Raw genomic sequence first — 15,380 nt, 5'->3', positions numbered from 1 at the left:
CGCTCACTTCGGCTGAACCGTGGATGGGGAACCATGAACACTTCTATCAGTACCGCCTACAACTACAAGGTGGTCCGCCAATTCGCCATTATGACGGTGGTGTGGGGCATCGTCGGCATGGGCCTCGGGGTTTTTCTCGCGGCTCAATTGGTCTGGCCCGAACTCAACTTCAATTTGCCCTGGACCAGTTTCGGCCGCTTGCGCCCGCTGCACACCAACGCGGTGATCTTCGCCTTCGGTGGCTGCGCGCTGTTCGCCAGTTCGTTCTACTCGGTGCAGCGCACCTGCCAGACTCAGCTATTTGCGCCGAAAATCGCCGCGTTCTGCTTCTGGGGCTGGCAGCTTGTAATCCTGTTGGCGGCAATCAGCCTGCCGCTGGGTTACACCAGTTCCAAGGAATACGCCGAGCTGGAATGGCCGATCGACATCCTGATCACCATCGTCTGGGTCGCCTACGCGGTTGTGTTTTTCGGCACGATCATGCAGCGCAAGACCAAGCACATTTATGTCGGCAATTGGTTCTTCGGTGCGTTCATCATCACCGTGGCGATTCTGCACATCGTCAACAATCTGGAATTGCCGGTGAGTTTCACCAAGTCCTACTCGGTGTATGCCGGTGCGACCGACGCGATGGTGCAATGGTGGTACGGCCACAACGCCGTAGGCTTTTTCCTCACCGCCGGTTTCCTCGGGATGATGTACTACTTCGTGCCGAAACAGGCCGAGCGTCCGGTGTATTCCTATCGTTTGTCGATCGTGCACTTCTGGGCGCTGATCACTCTGTACATCTGGGCCGGCCCGCACCACCTGCACTACACCGCGCTGCCGGACTGGGCGCAGTCGCTGGGCATGGTGATGTCGCTGGTGCTGCTGGCACCGAGTTGGGGCGGCATGATCAACGGCATGATGACCCTCTCGGGCGCGTGGCATAAGTTGCGCAGCGACCCGATCCTGCGCTTCCTCGTGGTGTCGCTGGCGTTCTACGGCATGTCGACCTTCGAAGGCCCCATGATGGCGATCAAGACCGTCAACGCCCTCTCCCACTACACCGACTGGACCATCGGCCACGTACACGCCGGCGCCCTCGGCTGGGTGGCAATGATCTCGATCGGCGCGCTGTACCACATGATCCCGAAAATCTTCGGCAAAGAGCAGATGCACAGCATCGGTTTGATCAACGCGCACTTCTGGCTCGCGACCATCGGCACCGTGCTCTACATCGCTTCGATGTGGGTCAACGGCATCGCCCAGGGCCTGATGTGGCGTGCGGTGAACGAGGACGGCACGCTGACCTACTCCTTCGTCGAAACCCTGGTGGCCAGCCACCCAGGTTTTGTCGTGCGGCTGATTGGTGGGGCGATCTTCCTCAGCGGCATGTTCCTGATGGCTTACAACACCTGGCGCACCGTGCGGGCCTCGCAGCCTGCTGACGTCGTTGCCGCCGCGCAGATGGCCTGAGGAGTCCGCCATGAAACACGAAACGATTGAAAAGAACGTCGGCCTGCTGATGTTGCTGATGGTGTTCGCCGTGAGCATCGGCGGCCTGACCCAGATCGTCCCGCTGTTCTTCCAGGACGTCACCAACAAACCGGTGGAAGGCATGAAGCCCTACACCGCGCTGCAACTGGAAGGCCGCGACATCTACATCCGCGAAGGCTGCGTCGGTTGCCACTCGCAGATGATCCGGCCGTTCCGCGCCGAAACCGAACGCTACGGGCACTACTCGGTGGCCGGTGAAAGCGTGTGGGATCACCCGTTCCTGTGGGGTTCGAAACGTACCGGTCCGGACCTTGCCCGGGTTGGCGCGCGTTACTCGGATGACTGGCACCGTGCGCACTTGTACAACCCGCGCAACGTTGTGCCCGAATCGAAAATGCCGGCCTATCCATGGCTGGTCACGCAAGCGGTCGACAGCAGCCATACCGAAACCAAGCTCAAAACCATGCGCACCCTCGGCGTGCCGTACACCGACGACGACATCAGCAGTGCGGTGGCCAGCCTCAAGGGCAAGACCGAAATGGATGCCCTCGTCTCCTACCTGCAAGTGCTCGGCACTGCGATCAAGAGCAAGAGGTGAGCCATGGTCATTGAGATGAGCGCAGGACTGATTCGTGGTTTAGGCACCGTCGTGGTGTTCGTCGCCTTCGTTGGCTTGACCCTCTGGGTGTTCAACCGCAAGCGCAATCCGGAATTTGCCGAAGCACGCCTGCTGCCGTTCGCCGACGAGCCGCAACCCGACACCCCCCCAGCATCTGAACCAAGGAGTACCCGGCCATGACCACCTTCTGGAGTACGTGGATCTGCGTACTGACCATCGGCAGCCTGATCGGCCTGACGTGGCTGCTGATCGGCACACGCCGGGGCGAGACCAAGGGCAGCGTCGACCAGACCATGGGCCACAGCTTCGACGGCATCGAGGAATACGACAACCCGCTGCCGCAGTGGTGGTTCATGCTGTTCGCCGGCACGCTGGTGTTTTCCGTGGGCTATCTGATTCTGTATCCGGGCTTGGGTAACTGGAAAGGCATCCTGCCCGGCTACGAGGATGGCTGGACCGGCGTGCATGAGTGGGAAAAGGAGATGAACAAGGCTGACGCCAAATTCGGCCCGATCTTCGCCAAATTTGCCGCCATGCCAGTGGAAGAAGTAGCGAAGGACCCACAGGCGCTGAAAATGGGTGGCCGCTTGTTCGCCTCAAACTGCTCGGTGTGCCACGGCTCGGACGCCAAGGGTGCATTCGGTTTCCCTAACCTGGCCGACAGCGACTGGCGCTGGGGCGGCGATGCCGACACCATCAAGACCACCATCATGGGTGGCCGGATGGCGGCCATGCCCGCCTGGGGCGAAGTGCTCGGCGAGGCTGGGGTAAAGAACGTCGCCGCTTACGTGCGTCACGAACTGGCCGGTTTGCCATTGCCAGCCGACAACAAGGCTGATCTGCAAGCCGGGCAGCAGGCGTTCAGCACCACGTGCGTCGCCTGCCACGGGGCAACCGGCCACGGCACTGAAGCCATGGGCGCACCGAACCTGACGCACCCGGCCGGATTCATCTACGGCACCAGCCTGACTCAGCTTGAGCAGACCATTCGCCATGGTCGTCAGGGGCACATGCCGGCGCAGAACGAACTGCTGGGCAACGATAAAGTGCAATTGCTGGCAGCTTATGTGTACAGCCTTAGCCATGGATTGAATACAGATAACCTGATTACTGAAGACAATAAAAAGTAATCATTGCACACACCTCTGCCGCATCATTCTCGGTGCGGCAGATCCCCACCCCTTTGCGACGCATTGTCGCACCCCTTTACACCCTCTCCTTTCGGTTCCCCGGATTCGGGTCTACGCTTGGTCGATGCGGACTGGCTCGTGCCGGTTCCAGGTCAACGCTAACCGCTGTGTTCTTCGAACCGGCTGACTGACGTGGCCGCAAAGGCCGGCAGATACCGGCTGTCGTGCCATTTGCCGTCCGTCACCCGAACAGGCCGTTTGAACACACCCCGTTACGCGCGATCTGAACCCCTCGCTTTTTTCGTCCGCTGCGACATTTTGTCCGAGGCCAATTTTGACCTTACGCGGCGCATGGAAAGGCCGCAGAATCAGCGCTGGAAAGCATTGACCCAGGTCATGGCGCGTTGCAATGACCCCCTGCTCTCTGCATACTTGCGGCCGATTCTAATCCTAATAAAACACCCAAACCGTGGAACCTTAGAATGAGCACAGCAATCAGTCCGACTGCTTATAACTATAAGGTAGTCCGCCAGTTCGCCATCATGACGGTGGTCTGGGGGATCCTTGGCATGGGGCTCGGTGTCTTCATCGCCTCGCAACTGGTCTGGCCGGAATTGAACTTCGGTCTGCCGTGGACGAGCTTTGGACGCCTGCGCCCGTTGCACACAAACCTGGTGATTTTTGCCTTCGGTGGCTGTGCACTGTTTGCCACTTCCTACTATGTCGTGCAGCGAACCTGCCAGACGCGACTGATTTCCGACAGCCTCGCCGCCTTCACCTTCTGGGGCTGGCAAGCGGTGATTGTCGGCGCGGTCATTACCTTGCCGCTGGGTTACACCACCACCAAGGAATACGCGGAACTGGAATGGCCGCTCGCCATTCTGCTGGCCATTGTCTGGGTCACCTACGGTCTGGTGTTCTTCGGCACCATCACCAAGCGCAACACCAAGCACATCTACGTCGGCAACTGGTTCTACGGCGCCTTCATCGTCGTGACCGCGATGCTGCACATCGTCAACCACATGTCGCTGCCGGTCAGCCTGTTCAAGTCCTACTCGGCTTACTCGGGTGCCACCGACGCGATGATTCAGTGGTGGTACGGCCACAACGCCGTAGGCTTTTTCCTGACCACCGGTTTCCTCGGGATGATGTACTACTTCGTGCCGAAACAGGCCGAACGTCCGATCTACTCCTATCGCCTGTCGATCGTGCACTTCTGGGCACTGATCACCCTGTACATCTGGGCTGGCCCGCACCACCTGCACTACACCGCGCTGCCGGATTGGGCTCAATCGCTGGGCATGGCGATGTCGATCATTCTGCTGGCGCCAAGCTGGGGCGGCATGATCAACGGCATGATGACCCTGTCGGGCGCGTGGCATAAATTGCGCACCGACCCGATCCTGCGTTTCCTCGTGGTTTCCCTGGCGTTCTACGGCATGTCGACCTTCGAAGGTCCGATGATGGCGATCAAGACCGTCAACTCGCTCTCGCACTACACCGACTGGACCATCGGCCACGTACACGCCGGCGCTCTGGGCTGGGTGGCGATGATCTCGATCGGCGCGATCTACCACATGATCCCGCGCCTGTTCGGTCGCGCGCAGATGCACAGCACCGGCCTGATCAACGCGCACTTCTGGCTCGCGACCATCGGCACCGTGCTGTACATCGCTTCGATGTGGGTCAACGGCATCACCCAAGGCCTGATGTGGCGTGCAATCAACGACGACGGCACCCTCACCTACTCGTTCGTTGAAGCGCTGCAAGCCAGCCACCCGGGCTATATCGTCCGTGCACTGGGCGGTGCGTTCTTCGCCAGCGGCATGTTCCTGATGGCGTACAACGTCTGGCGCACCGTGCGCGCCTCGAACCCGGCTGAAGCCGAAGCCGCTGCCCAGATCGCTGTCGTTGGAGCTCACTGATGAAGCATGAAGCTGTCGAGAAGAATATTGGCCTGCTGGCCTTCTTCATGGTCATCGCTGTCAGCGTTGGCGGCCTGACCCAAATCGTTCCGCTGTTTTTCCAGGACGTCACCAACAAGCCGGTCGAAGGCATGAAGCCGCGTTCGGCGCTGGAACTGGAAGGCCGCGACGTTTACATCGCCAACGGCTGTGTCGGCTGCCACTCGCAGATGATCCGACCGTTCCGCGCTGAAACCGAACGCTATGGCCACTACTCCGTCGCCGGTGAAAGCGTCTGGGATCACCCATTCCTGTGGGGTTCCAAACGTACCGGTCCGGACCTGGCCCGTGTGGGCGGTCGTTACTCCGATGACTGGCAACGTGCGCACTTGTACAACCCGCGCAACGTCGTCCCAGAGTCGAAAATGCCGGCTTACCCGTTCCTCGTGGAAAACAAGCTCGACGGCAAAGACACGGCCAAGAAAATGGAAGTGTTGCGCACGCTCGGCGTCCCTTACACCGACGAAGACATCGCCGGTGCCAAAGATGCCGTGAAGGGCAAAACCGAAATGGACGCGCTGGTGGCCTATCTGCAAGGCCTGGGCACCATCATCAAAAGCAAACGGTGAATTAGATGGATATCGGGATGATTCGTGGCCTGGGCACCGTTGTCGTGATGGTGGCCTTCATCGGTCTGGCGCTGTGGGTGTTCAGCCCCAAGCGCAAGTCGGAGTTTGAAGACGCGACCTTGCTGCCTTTTGCGGATGATCCCGAAGCCATCAAGCACGTCGAGCAAGCTTCTAGGAGTAACAAAGAATGACTACATTCTGGAGTCTGTACGTCACAGTCCTCAGTCTCGGTACGATCTTCGCCCTGACCTGGCTGCTGCTGTCGACCCGCAAGGGCCAGCGCAGCGAACAGACGGACGAGACGGTCGGCCACTCCTTCGACGGGATCGAGGAGTACGACAACCCACTGCCGAAATGGTGGTTCATGCTGTTCGTGGGCACCATCGTGTTTGCACTGGGTTATCTGGTGCTGTACCCGGGCCTGGGTAACTGGAAAGGCCTGCTGCCGGGCTACAACTACCTTGATACCGACAAGCAGACCGCGTTCGCCAACGGCCAGACTGGCTGGACCGGCGTTCACGAGTGGGAAAAGGAAATGGCTCGTTCGGACGCCAAGTTCGGTCCGATTTTCGCCAAATTCGCTGCCATGCCGATCGAGGAAGTCGCCAAGGACCCACAAGCGCTGAAGATGGGCGGCCGTCTGTTCGCCTCCAACTGCTCGGTCTGCCACGGCTCCGACGCCAAGGGTGCCTATGGTTTCCCTAACCTGACCGACGCCGACTGGCGCTGGGGCGGCGAGCCGGAAACCATCAAGACCACCATCATGGGCGGTCGTCACGCCGTGATGCCGGCCTGGGCCGAAGTGATTGGTGAACAAGGCGTTGCCGACGTCGCCGCTTACGTGATCACTAACCTTGATGGCCGCAAACTGCCGGAAGGCACCAAGGCTGATCCAGCCAACGGCGGCAAACTGTTCGCCGCCAACTGCGTGGCCTGCCACGGCCCGGCGGGTAAAGGCACTCCAGCCATGGGCGCGCCTGACCTGACTCACCCGGGCGCGTTCATCTACGGTTCGAGCTTCGCGCAACTGCAGCAGACCATCCGTTACGGCCGTCAGGGCCAGATGCCTGCGCAGGAACAGCTGCAAGGCAACGACAAGGTGCACCTGCTGGCGGCGTATGTTTACAGCCTGTCCCATGGTGAGAAACCAGCGGAAGCCGAGGCGCAGTAAGGCCCACGCTTCACGCATGAAAAGGCCCCGCCAATGAGAATTGGCGGGGCCTTTTTTATTGCATAGTCATCACTTGAGACATTTACCCAATAGACCCGGATACCGAGGCCCTGTAGCGTTTTGCCGATCCCGATGATCGACATCGGGTTAACTTCAAGGATGAAGTCGCATGTTTAAGAATGACAAAATCACACTGCCAGCCAAGCCATTACCGCACCATCTCGACGACTTTCTCCGTCCTGCACCAGAACCCGCCAAATCCGCAGATTCAGCTCTCCGAGCCCTGGCCAGTCCAGGCAACGGCGGTGGCCTGGACGGCCTCGGAGGCGGCCGATTGCTCTGATCAGTGCAGTACATCAAACGCCAACCGAAACACCCAGCACGCCCGCCAGCTTGCGGGCGTGCTTTCGCTCAGTCGAAGTGACGGTGACAAGCCGATCGTCCCCCACCCAGTTTTCCGATTGCAGGGACACTCTCATGGTAGTAACGTTTCTACATCAGAACTTCTGGAGGCCGAACATGATGGCCATCACGACCATTTCCAGCCGCGAATTCAATCAAGACACAAGTGGTGCCAAAAAAGCCGCGCACCAAGGCCCGGTCATCATTACTGATCGTGGCAAGCCTGCACATGTGCTGCTAAGCATTGAGGAGTACCAAAAACTGACGGGCAATCAGACCAGCATCGTTGATCTGCTGGTCATGCCTGGCGCTTCGGAAATCGAATTCGAACCAGAGCGCGCCATCATTATTCCTCGTAGTGTGGATCTGTCCTGATGTTTCTAATCGATACCAATGTGATTTCTGAATTGCGAAAACCCCAAGCCGATAAACAAGTGGTGGCCTGGGCTAACAGCATCCCTGCGGCAAACCTGTATTTGTCGGCAATGACTGTGCTCGAACTGGAAACCGGCATTCTGCGCATCGAGCGCCGAGACCCTCCCCAAGGTGGCCTGCTGCGTAACTGGCTGGAGCGTCACGTCAAACCTGCGTTCTCGGGAAGAATCCTGTCGGTTGATAGCGCAGTTGCCACACGATGCGCACAACTGCATGTCCCTGATCGCTCCAATGAATGCGACGCGCTGATCGCCGCCACCGCGCTTGTACACGGATTGACGGTCGTCACCCGTAATGTCGCAGACTTTGAAATGAGCGGTGTTCATTTGATAAACCCCTGGCTCGCTGCCAACGCTTGAAACAACTGAAAAGCCCCCGCCAACGAGAATTGGCGGGGCCTTTTTCATGGACGCCTGGCCCAGATTGATTTCACCGGGATCGTATCGATCAACTTCCGGTTCTGCCATTTATTGTTCTCCACCAGATAGATCTGCAGTTGCTTGCGATCCTCGGTGAAACTGGTGATCAGGTAGGTTTGTTGCGAGGTGGCCCCACTCAGGTACATCGGCACATTGCCCAGCCAGTAAGAACTACCGCCATCCTGATGCAAATGACCGGCAAATACAGCAGTGACCTGATATTTATCGAGCATTTCACGGAAGCGTCTCAGTTGCGCCTCGTTACCCTGCATATCGAACGGCTTATGCATGTTGATGATGATGGCGTAACCTTGAGTCTTGGCGGTACTGAGATCTTTTTCCAGCCAATCCAAGGCGCTGTTGATATTGAAAGTAGTGGGGTTTAGTGCATGCGCAATTCGGGCCGTATACGTCGGCTCATTATTGAGTTGAACCAGATGAACTTCACCGATATTCGTTGAGTAAGCGAGACTGCCCGAATAAGTACTGCTCAAGAAACCACTGGTGATCTTCAAGTCAAAGTTATCTACCTTGTTTTCATGATGTTCTTTAAACTCAACGATACTGCCCGCCGCGCAGCTATTGCTAAAACAATCGTCGACATTGTTTTCATAATCGTGATTACCCAGACCGTACAGATACTCGCCCTTGAAGTGCTGATCCAATGCAGCCTTCATGTAAGAACGCTGCCAACCATGACCAAACGCTGTGATATCGCCATTGATCATGAGTGGCACCTGTGCCTGCCCACCCTGGCTGTTGCGAAAAGCAGCAATACTGGCAAGTTGCGTTTCAACCAGCCATTTCGAGCGGACTTTGAAGTCCGCATCGGACTCCGGTTGCTGGCTATCCGTTTTGTCTGTCCAGGGATATTGGGTATCAGAGGCAAACACCATATGTCGAGGAGTTCCCTCTAACGCCTGAACCCAAGTAGCCGAAGATAACAAAAAAATGCCGAGCAAAAATCGTAGAACTCCATGAGAAGCCATCGTAGTCATTTCCATATAAAGTTAGAAAGTTAAAAGCAAATCAATATTGCTGAAAACAACATATTGGAAAAAACAGAAAACATCAAAGGCCAAACCCGAGGTAATTAAATTAATATATTTCAGCAGTACAAACAAATAGCCAACCAACTTCCATTTAACTGACCTGAAACTTTTTCAAGCATCCATTACAGCGAATGCTGAACTCGACGCGCCAGCAAGAAGGTCATGAATCACCTAGACTCTCCCATCTGCATGCGCAAAACCGTTGAGGCGCAGAAGTCAATTGACCCAGATCACTACACCATCAATTGATTTTCCCCAACGCGACCAAAGGTCGCACCCGTTCGTCGGGGTGACAGGCGTATCATTGGGCCACTGCAACGCCCTTTCTGACCGCGGTCGGCACGTATCGACCGAGGCATTTTTCCACTGCCGTGGGATGCAATGATGAGTAACCAGATTCCGGTACACGACGTCACGCCACCGAGCAAAAACGCGAACAACAGCGTCGATCTTTACGCCTCTCGAGAAAAAATCTACACCCGGGCTTTCACCGGACTGTTCCGCAATCTGCGGATGATGGGCGGCGCCGCGCTGTTTCTGCTGTATTTCGGTACGGTCTGGCTGAACTGGGGCGGCCATCAAGCCGTGTGGTGGAACTTGCCGGAACGCAAGTTCTTCATCTTTGGCGCCACCTTCTGGCCACAAGATTTCATTCTGCTCTCGGGCCTGCTGATCATTGCGGCATTCGGCCTGTTCTTCATCACCGTTTATGCCGGCCGCGTCTGGTGCGGCTATACCTGCCCGCAAAGTGTGTGGACGTGGATTTTCATGTGGTGCGAGAAGGTCACCGAGGGCGACCGCAACCAGCGGATCAAGCTCGACAAGGCGCCGATGAGCGGCAACAAGTTACTGCGCAAACTCGCCAAGCACTCGCTGTGGCTGTTGATCGGCTTCGTCACCGGCATGACCTTCGTCGGCTATTTCTCGCCTATCCGCGAACTGGTCTTCGAATTCTTCACCGGGCAAGCCGATGGCTGGTCGTATTTCTGGGTCGGTTTCTTCACCCTCGCCACGTACGGCAACGCCGGCTGGTTGCGTGAGCAAGTGTGCATTTACATGTGCCCGTACGCGCGCTTCCAGAGCGTGATGTTCGACAAGGACACGCTGATCGTTTCCTACGACCCGCGTCGTGGCGAAAGCCGTGGCCCGCGCAAGAAAGGCATCGACTACAAGGCTCAGGGCCTGGGCGATTGCATCGACTGCACCATGTGCGTCCAGGTCTGCCCGACCGGCATCGACATCCGCGACGGCCTGCAGATCGAGTGCATCGGCTGCGCGGCATGCATCGACGCCTGCGACAGCATCATGGACAAGATGGATTACCCGCGCGGCCTGATCAGCTACACCACCGAACACAACCTGTCCGGCCAGAAAACCCATAAACTGCGGCCACGCCTGATCGGCTATGCGGTGGTGTTGCTGGCGATGATCAGCCTGTTGGTGACGGCGTTCGTCATGCGTTCGCTGGTCGGTTTCGACGTCAGCAAGGATCGCGTGCTGTACCGCGAAAACGCCGAAGGCCGGATCGAAAACGTCTACAGCCTGAAAATCATGAACAAGGATCAGCGCGATCACACCTACGTGCTGGAAGCCGCCGGCCTGCCGGACTTGCGCCTGCAAGGCAAACGCGAGATCAAGGTTCAGGCGGGGGAGATTTTCAGTATGCCGGTCGAGTTGTCGAGCGCACCGGAACAATTGCCATCGAGCACCAACGAGGTGAAATTCATCCTCAAGGATGCCGATGACGACAGCGTCCACGTTGAAGCCAAGAGCCGATTCATCGGCCCACAAATCCGTTGAGAGAACTGAACATGCCCGCAGCAAACGCCGCAAGCCCTTGGTACAAGCACCTTTGGCCCTGGATCATCATCGCGATTCTGGCCTGTTCGGTGACGCTGACTCTGTCCATGGTGACCATTGCGGTGAATAACCCGGACAACCTGGTCAACGACAACTACTACGAGGCCGGCAAAGGCATCAACCGTTCGCTGGATCGCGAACTGCTGGCGCAGACGCTGAAGATGCACGCTGCCGTGCATCTGGATGACGTGACCGGCGAAGTCGACCTGCGCTTGAGCGGCGACAGTCAGCCAAAAACGCTGGAGCTGAACCTGATCTCACCGACCCAGCCGGAGAAGGATCGCAAGATCGTCCTGACCCGCAGCGAAACAGAACAGGGCCGTTACATTGGCCAGTTGAGCGACAAGATCGACGGCCGCCGGTTTGTCGAGTTGCTGGGGTCGCAGGATGATCACGTGTGGCGGATGTTCGAAGAAGAACTGGTCAATCATGACAAGGAGCTCCTGCTCGGTGATGAACCGCTGCAAGGCGCCGAAGACCTGAAAAAATAAGTCACCTTCAGAATCCCCCTCACCCTAACCCTCTCCCCCAGGAGAGGGGACTGATCTCGAGCGTTTGCATGTTGTGTGTACGACAGTGACGATGTCAGCGAATGAAGCTGCTTCTGCGGCCAACATCAATCGGCTCCCTCTCCCTCCGGGAGAGGGCTGGGGTGAGGGCAAGCGGACAACTCAAATACAAGGGCTTGCCCCCTCAAAAATGCCATGACCACCCCACTCCCCTGCTACCACTGCGCCCTGCCCGTGCCGTCCGGCAGCCGCTTCACCGCCGTCGTACTCGGGGAGTCCCGCGAGTTCTGCTGCCCCGGCTGCCAGGCTGTGGCCGAAGCCATCGTGGCCGGTGGTCTGGAAAGCTATTACCGGCACCGCAGCGAAGCCTCGGCCAATCCCGACGCGCTGCCGGTGCAACTGGTCGACGAACTGGCGCTGTACGACCGCGCCGATGTGCAGAAACCCTTCGTGCGTCATGAAGGCGATCTCGCCGAAACCACCCTGTTGATGGAAGGCATCAGTTGCGCTGCCTGCGGCTGGCTGATCGAGAAACACCTGCGCACGCTGCCGGCAGTCGCCGAAGCCCGTTTGAACCTTTCCAACCATCGCTTGCATGTGCGTTGGGCCGACGGGCAATTGCCGCTGAGCCAGATCCTCGCCGAACTGCGGCACATCGGTTACGCCGCCCACCCGTATCAGGCCGACCGCGCCAGCGAACAACTGGCCAGTGAAAACCGCCTCGCCCTGCGTCAGCTTGGCGTCGCGGGCCTGCTGTGGTTCCAGGCGATGATGGCGACCATGGCGACCTGGCCGGAATTCAACATCGATCTCAGTCCCGAACTGCACACGATTCTGCGCTGGGTTGCGCTGTTTCTGACCACGCCAATCGTGTTCTACAGCTGCGCACCGTTTTTCAAAGGCGCCATGCGTGACCTGCGCACCCGCCACCTGACCATGGACGTCTCGGTGTCGCTGGCGATTGGCAGCGCCTACATCGCCGGGATCTGGACGTCGATCACTGGCGTCGGCGAACTGTATTTCGATGCAGTGGGCATGTTCGCCCTGTTCCTGCTCGCCGGGCGCTATCTGGAGCGCCGTGCCCGGGAACGCACGGCCGCAGCCACTGCACAGCTTGTCAATCTGTTGCCCGCCTCGTGCCTGCGTCTTGATGATGCCGGCCAGAGCGAGCGCATCCTGCTCAGCGAATTGCGCCTTGGCGATCAGATTCTGGTGCAACCGGGTTCGATTCTGCCGGCGGACGGCAAGATTCTCGACGGCCAATCGAGCATCGATGAGTCGCTGCTCACTGGCGAATACCTGCCGCAGCCGCGTATGCCGGGCGATGCCGTGACAGCCGGCACGCTCAACGTCGAAGGTGCGCTGACCGTGCAAGTGCAGGCCTTGGGTCACGACACGCGCCTGTCGGCCATCGTCCGTTTGCTCGATCGCGCTCAGGCCGAGAAACCACGACTGGCAGAAATCGCCGACCGCGCCGCGCAATGGTTCTTGCTGTTGTCACTGATCGCCGCCGCCGCCATCGGCCTGTTGTGGTGGCAGCTGGATTCATCGCGCGCCTTCTGGATCGTCCTCGCCATGCTGGTTGCGACTTGCCCTTGCGCACTGTCGCTGGCGACGCCGACTGCGCTTACCGCTGCTACTGGCACCCTGCACAAACTCGGTCTGCTGCTGACCCGCGGTCATGTGCTGGAAGGTTTGAATCAGATCGACACGGTGATCTTCGACAAGACCGGGACGCTGACCGAAGGCCGACTGGTGCTGCGTTCGATCCGTCCGCTGGGCTCTCTGAACAGCGATCAATGCCTGAGCCTTGCCGCCGCGCTGGAGAACCGTTCGGAACATCCGATTGCCCGCGCCTTCGGCCGTGCACCTTTGGCGGCTGAAGAAGTCCAGAGCACGCCTGGGCTTGGTCTCGAAGGATTGGTCGGCGAACAGCGTTTGCGCATCGGCCAGGCGGAATTTGTCTGCGCCCTTAGCGGCGCCCTGATGCCAACGATGCCGGATGAGCCAGGCCAGTGGCTGCTGCTCGGTGATAGCTCGGGACCACTGGCCTGGTTTGTCCTCGACGATCGTCTACGCGACGATGCGCCCGCCCTGCTTGCCGCTTGCAAGACGCGCGGCTGGCGCACCTTGCTGCTGTCCGGCGACAGTTCACCGATGGTCGCCAGCGTCGCTGCCGAGCTGGGTATCGACGAGGCCCGTGGCGGCCTGCGCCCGGACGACAAGCTGCAAGTGCTGCAACAGTTGCACAAGGAAGGTCGCAAAGTGCTGATGCTCGGCGACGGGGTCAACGATGTGCCGGTTTTGGCCGCCGCCGATATCAGCGTAGCCATGGGCTCGGCCACCGATCTGGCGAAAACCAGCGCCGATGCCGTGCTGCTGTCCAACCGTCTCGACGCCTTGGTGCAAGCGTTCACACTGGCGCGACGCACCCGCCGGGTAATCATCGAGAACCTGCTGTGGGCCGCGCTGTACAATGGCCTCATGTTGCCGTTCGCCGCCCTCGGCTGGATCACTCCGGTGTGGGCGGCGGTCGGCATGTCGATCAGTTCGTTGACCGTGGTGCTCAACGCCCTGCGCCTGACTCGCCTGCCGAGCGCGCCGGTTTTAAACACCCGATCAGAAACTCGCCCGTTGCCGACCTGAGCCGCGCGGGCCTGGAGTACAGATGCCAGCTCTCTACGTGATGATTCCGGCCGCGCTGCTGATCGTGGCCATCGCCGTGTACATCTTCTTCTGGGCGGTGGACAGCGGTCAGTACGACGACCTCGACAGCCCGGCCCACAGCATCCTGTTCGACGATCAGGACCCGAACCACACCGCCGCCGTGGACGAAGCCAACGCCAGCAAACCGGACGACAAGGCACCACCCCATGCTTGAACTGGCACCACTGCTGGTTTCGGCACTGATCCTCGGCCTGCTGGGTGGCGGCCATTGCTTGGGGATGTGCGGCGGTTTGATGGGCGCGCTGACGCTGGCGATTCCCAAGGAGCAGCGCAGTCGGCGCTTTCGCTTGCTGCTGGCTTATAACCTTGGGCGAATCCTCAGTTATGCGACAGCCGGATTGCTGATCGGCCTCGCCGGTTGGGCGGTGGCCAACAGCCCCGCTGCGCTGTTTATGCGCGTGCTGGCCGGGCTGTTGCTGATTGCCATGGGCTTGTATCTGGCCGGTTGGTGGAGCGGACTGACCCGCATCGAAAGCCTTGGGCGCGGTTTGTGGCGTTACATCCAGCCGGTAGCCAACCGCCTGCTGCCAGTGTCGAGCCTGCCCCGCGCCTTGCTGCTCGGCGCCTTGTGGGGCTGGCTGCCGTGCGGGCTGGTTTACAGCACATTGCTGTGGTCGGCGAGCCAGGGCAATGCGCTGGACAGTGCGTTGTTGATGCTCGCGTTCGGGCTGGGGACTTGGCCGGTTTTGCTCGCCACCGGGCTGGCGGCGGAACGGGTGACTGCGCTGCTGCGCAAACGCAGCGTGCGCATGGCCGGCGGGGTTTTAGTGATTCTGTTCGGTATCTGGACCTTACCCGGCCCCCATCAGCATTGGTTGATGGGCCACTGACCTTAAGCAAGGCTTTGATCCAGTGATATCTACTGTGGTGAGGGGATTTATCCCCGACCGGCTGCGAAGCAGTCGTAAACCTGTCGGCACGTTATGACTGTTGGAATGTGACGCCCGCTTCGCGGGCCATCGGGGATAAATCCCCTCACCACAAAAACCGGGCCAAGCCTTCAACCACCGTTGATGCAAATCAAGATGCCACCGCACGCCCTCC

The 15,380-nt window shown here is 59.1% G+C and carries 16 protein-coding genes; 15 read left to right on the top strand and 1 reads right to left on the bottom strand.

Annotation, left to right across the window (positions count from 1 at the left end; genetic code table 11):
• The first annotated feature begins 33 nt into the window (after window positions 1–33).
• The 10 genes from ccoN (ACA043_RS09785) to ACA043_RS09740 all read left to right on the top strand — a co-directional run bounded on the left by ccoN (ACA043_RS09785) (window position 34) and on the right by ACA043_RS09740 (window position 8,128).
• Window positions 34–1,458, top strand: coding sequence for a cytochrome-c oxidase, cbb3-type subunit I (ccoN, locus tag ACA043_RS09785; protein ID WP_489878679.1), 1,425 nt, complete (start codon window positions 34–36; stop codon window positions 1,456–1,458).
• A gap of 10 nt (window positions 1,459–1,468) precedes the next feature.
• Window positions 1,469–2,077 (top strand): cytochrome-c oxidase, cbb3-type subunit II, encoded by a 609-nt coding sequence (gene ccoO / locus ACA043_RS09780; RefSeq protein WP_497659069.1) that lies wholly within the window; start codon window positions 1,469–1,471, stop codon window positions 2,075–2,077.
• Between the two features lie 3 nt (window positions 2,078–2,080).
• Complete coding sequence (locus ACA043_RS09775; protein WP_187681079.1) at window positions 2,081–2,278, top strand: cbb3-type cytochrome oxidase subunit 3; 198 nt, start codon at window positions 2,081–2,083, stop codon at window positions 2,276–2,278.
• Entirely contained in the window at window positions 2,275–3,228 is a 954-nt protein-coding gene (gene ccoP, locus ACA043_RS09770; protein WP_497659068.1) for a cytochrome-c oxidase, cbb3-type subunit III, read from the top strand. Before ACA043_RS09775 ends, ccoP (ACA043_RS09770) begins: the two co-directional genes overlap by 4 nt.
• Window positions 3,229–3,710: 482 nt before the next feature.
• A complete protein-coding gene (ccoN, locus tag ACA043_RS09765) occupies window positions 3,711–5,153 on the top strand; it encodes a cytochrome-c oxidase, cbb3-type subunit I (RefSeq protein WP_497659067.1) in 1,443 nt (480 codons plus the stop codon).
• On the top strand, window positions 5,153–5,761 hold the full coding sequence (gene ccoO / locus ACA043_RS09760; RefSeq protein ID WP_095047713.1) for a cytochrome-c oxidase, cbb3-type subunit II: 609 nt from the start codon (window positions 5,153–5,155) through the stop codon (window positions 5,759–5,761). The genes ccoN (ACA043_RS09765) and ccoO (ACA043_RS09760) overlap by 1 nt, the downstream gene beginning before the upstream one ends.
• 5 nt (window positions 5,762–5,766) lie before the next feature.
• Complete coding sequence (locus ACA043_RS09755; RefSeq protein ID WP_003175465.1) at window positions 5,767–5,952, top strand: CcoQ/FixQ family Cbb3-type cytochrome c oxidase assembly chaperone; 186 nt, start codon at window positions 5,767–5,769, stop codon at window positions 5,950–5,952.
• Window positions 5,949–6,932: a cytochrome-c oxidase, cbb3-type subunit III gene (ccoP, locus tag ACA043_RS09750; RefSeq protein ID WP_187681076.1), complete on the top strand. Its 984-nt coding sequence runs from the start codon at window positions 5,949–5,951 to the stop codon at window positions 6,930–6,932. The genes ACA043_RS09755 and ccoP (ACA043_RS09750) overlap by 4 nt, the downstream gene beginning before the upstream one ends.
• A gap of 522 nt (window positions 6,933–7,454) precedes the next feature.
• Complete coding sequence (locus ACA043_RS09745; protein ID WP_187681087.1) at window positions 7,455–7,709, top strand: type II toxin-antitoxin system Phd/YefM family antitoxin; 255 nt, start codon at window positions 7,455–7,457, stop codon at window positions 7,707–7,709.
• Window positions 7,709–8,128 carry a type II toxin-antitoxin system VapC family toxin gene (locus ACA043_RS09740; protein ID WP_497659066.1) on the top strand — a complete coding sequence of 140 codons (420 nt, stop codon included), beginning with the start codon at window positions 7,709–7,711 and terminating at the stop codon, window positions 8,126–8,128. The genes ACA043_RS09745 and ACA043_RS09740 overlap by 1 nt, the downstream gene beginning before the upstream one ends.
• A 44-nt stretch (window positions 8,129–8,172) precedes the next feature.
• Here ACA043_RS09740 and ACA043_RS09735 read toward each other — a convergent pair whose 3' ends face one another.
• Window positions 8,173–9,177 carry a metallophosphoesterase family protein gene (locus tag ACA043_RS09735; RefSeq protein WP_489878676.1) on the bottom strand — a complete coding sequence of 335 codons (1,005 nt, stop codon included), beginning with the start codon at window positions 9,175–9,177 and terminating at the stop codon, window positions 8,173–8,175.
• A gap of 447 nt (window positions 9,178–9,624) precedes the next feature.
• On the opposite strand from ACA043_RS09735, the gene ccoG reads away from it, so the two are divergent.
• The 5 genes from ccoG to ACA043_RS09710 all read left to right on the top strand — a co-directional run bounded on the left by ccoG (window position 9,625) and on the right by ACA043_RS09710 (window position 15,166).
• Complete coding sequence (gene ccoG / locus ACA043_RS09730) at window positions 9,625–11,040, top strand: cytochrome c oxidase accessory protein CcoG (RefSeq protein ID WP_187681073.1); 1,416 nt, start codon at window positions 9,625–9,627, stop codon at window positions 11,038–11,040.
• 11 nt (window positions 11,041–11,051) lie between these two features.
• Window positions 11,052–11,591, top strand: a complete 540-nt coding sequence (locus ACA043_RS09725; RefSeq protein ID WP_401269614.1) for a FixH family protein — start codon at window positions 11,052–11,054, stop codon at window positions 11,589–11,591.
• A 213-nt stretch (window positions 11,592–11,804) separates the two neighbouring features.
• The gene (locus ACA043_RS09720; RefSeq protein ID WP_497659065.1) at window positions 11,805–14,255 is read left to right on the top strand and encodes a heavy metal translocating P-type ATPase; all 2,451 of its coding nucleotides are present in this window, start codon (window positions 11,805–11,807) and stop codon (window positions 14,253–14,255) included.
• Between the two features lie 22 nt (window positions 14,256–14,277).
• Complete coding sequence (gene ccoS / locus ACA043_RS09715) at window positions 14,278–14,490, top strand: cbb3-type cytochrome oxidase assembly protein CcoS (protein ID WP_187681070.1); 213 nt, start codon at window positions 14,278–14,280, stop codon at window positions 14,488–14,490.
• Entirely contained in the window at window positions 14,483–15,166 is a 684-nt protein-coding gene (locus ACA043_RS09710) for a sulfite exporter TauE/SafE family protein (RefSeq protein ID WP_187681069.1), read from the top strand. The genes ccoS and ACA043_RS09710 overlap by 8 nt, the downstream gene beginning before the upstream one ends.
• The last annotated feature ends 214 nt before the right edge of the window (window positions 15,167–15,380 follow it).

Source organism: Pseudomonas sp. LBUM1648, from assembly GCF_059716145.1.
The sequence above is the reverse complement of the archived record's forward strand: the minus strand, read 5'-3'. Positions and strand labels throughout refer to the sequence as shown.

What these genes read in the sequence shown, in the direction of transcription:
- ccoN (WP_497659067.1), top strand. Translation starts at nt 3,711, where the DNA reads ATGAGCACAGCAATCAGTCCGACTGCTTATAACTATAAGGTAGTCCGC.
- ACA043_RS09735 (WP_489878676.1), bottom strand. Translation starts at nt 9,177, where the DNA reads ATGGCTTCTCATGGAGTTCTACGATTTTTGCTCGGCATTTTTTTGTTA.
- ACA043_RS09745 (WP_187681087.1), top strand. Translation starts at nt 7,455, where the DNA reads ATGGCCATCACGACCATTTCCAGCCGCGAATTCAATCAAGACACAAGT.
- ccoP (WP_187681076.1), top strand. Translation starts at nt 5,949, where the DNA reads ATGACTACATTCTGGAGTCTGTACGTCACAGTCCTCAGTCTCGGTACG.
- ACA043_RS09755 (WP_003175465.1), top strand. Translation starts at nt 5,767, where the DNA reads ATGGATATCGGGATGATTCGTGGCCTGGGCACCGTTGTCGTGATGGTG.
- ACA043_RS09710 (WP_187681069.1), top strand. Translation starts at nt 14,483, where the DNA reads ATGCTTGAACTGGCACCACTGCTGGTTTCGGCACTGATCCTCGGCCTG.
- ccoS (WP_187681070.1), top strand. Translation starts at nt 14,278, where the DNA reads ATGCCAGCTCTCTACGTGATGATTCCGGCCGCGCTGCTGATCGTGGCC.
- ACA043_RS09725 (WP_401269614.1), top strand. Translation starts at nt 11,052, where the DNA reads ATGCCCGCAGCAAACGCCGCAAGCCCTTGGTACAAGCACCTTTGGCCC.
- ccoO (WP_497659069.1), top strand. Translation starts at nt 1,469, where the DNA reads ATGAAACACGAAACGATTGAAAAGAACGTCGGCCTGCTGATGTTGCTG.
- ACA043_RS09775 (WP_187681079.1), top strand. Translation starts at nt 2,081, where the DNA reads ATGGTCATTGAGATGAGCGCAGGACTGATTCGTGGTTTAGGCACCGTC.
- ccoG (WP_187681073.1), top strand. Translation starts at nt 9,625, where the DNA reads ATGAGTAACCAGATTCCGGTACACGACGTCACGCCACCGAGCAAAAAC.
- ccoP (WP_497659068.1), top strand. Translation starts at nt 2,275, where the DNA reads ATGACCACCTTCTGGAGTACGTGGATCTGCGTACTGACCATCGGCAGC.
- ACA043_RS09740 (WP_497659066.1), top strand. Translation starts at nt 7,709, where the DNA reads ATGTTTCTAATCGATACCAATGTGATTTCTGAATTGCGAAAACCCCAA.
- ccoN (WP_489878679.1), top strand. Translation starts at nt 34, where the DNA reads ATGAACACTTCTATCAGTACCGCCTACAACTACAAGGTGGTCCGCCAA.
- ACA043_RS09720 (WP_497659065.1), top strand. Translation starts at nt 11,805, where the DNA reads ATGACCACCCCACTCCCCTGCTACCACTGCGCCCTGCCCGTGCCGTCC.
- ccoO (WP_095047713.1), top strand. Translation starts at nt 5,153, where the DNA reads ATGAAGCATGAAGCTGTCGAGAAGAATATTGGCCTGCTGGCCTTCTTC.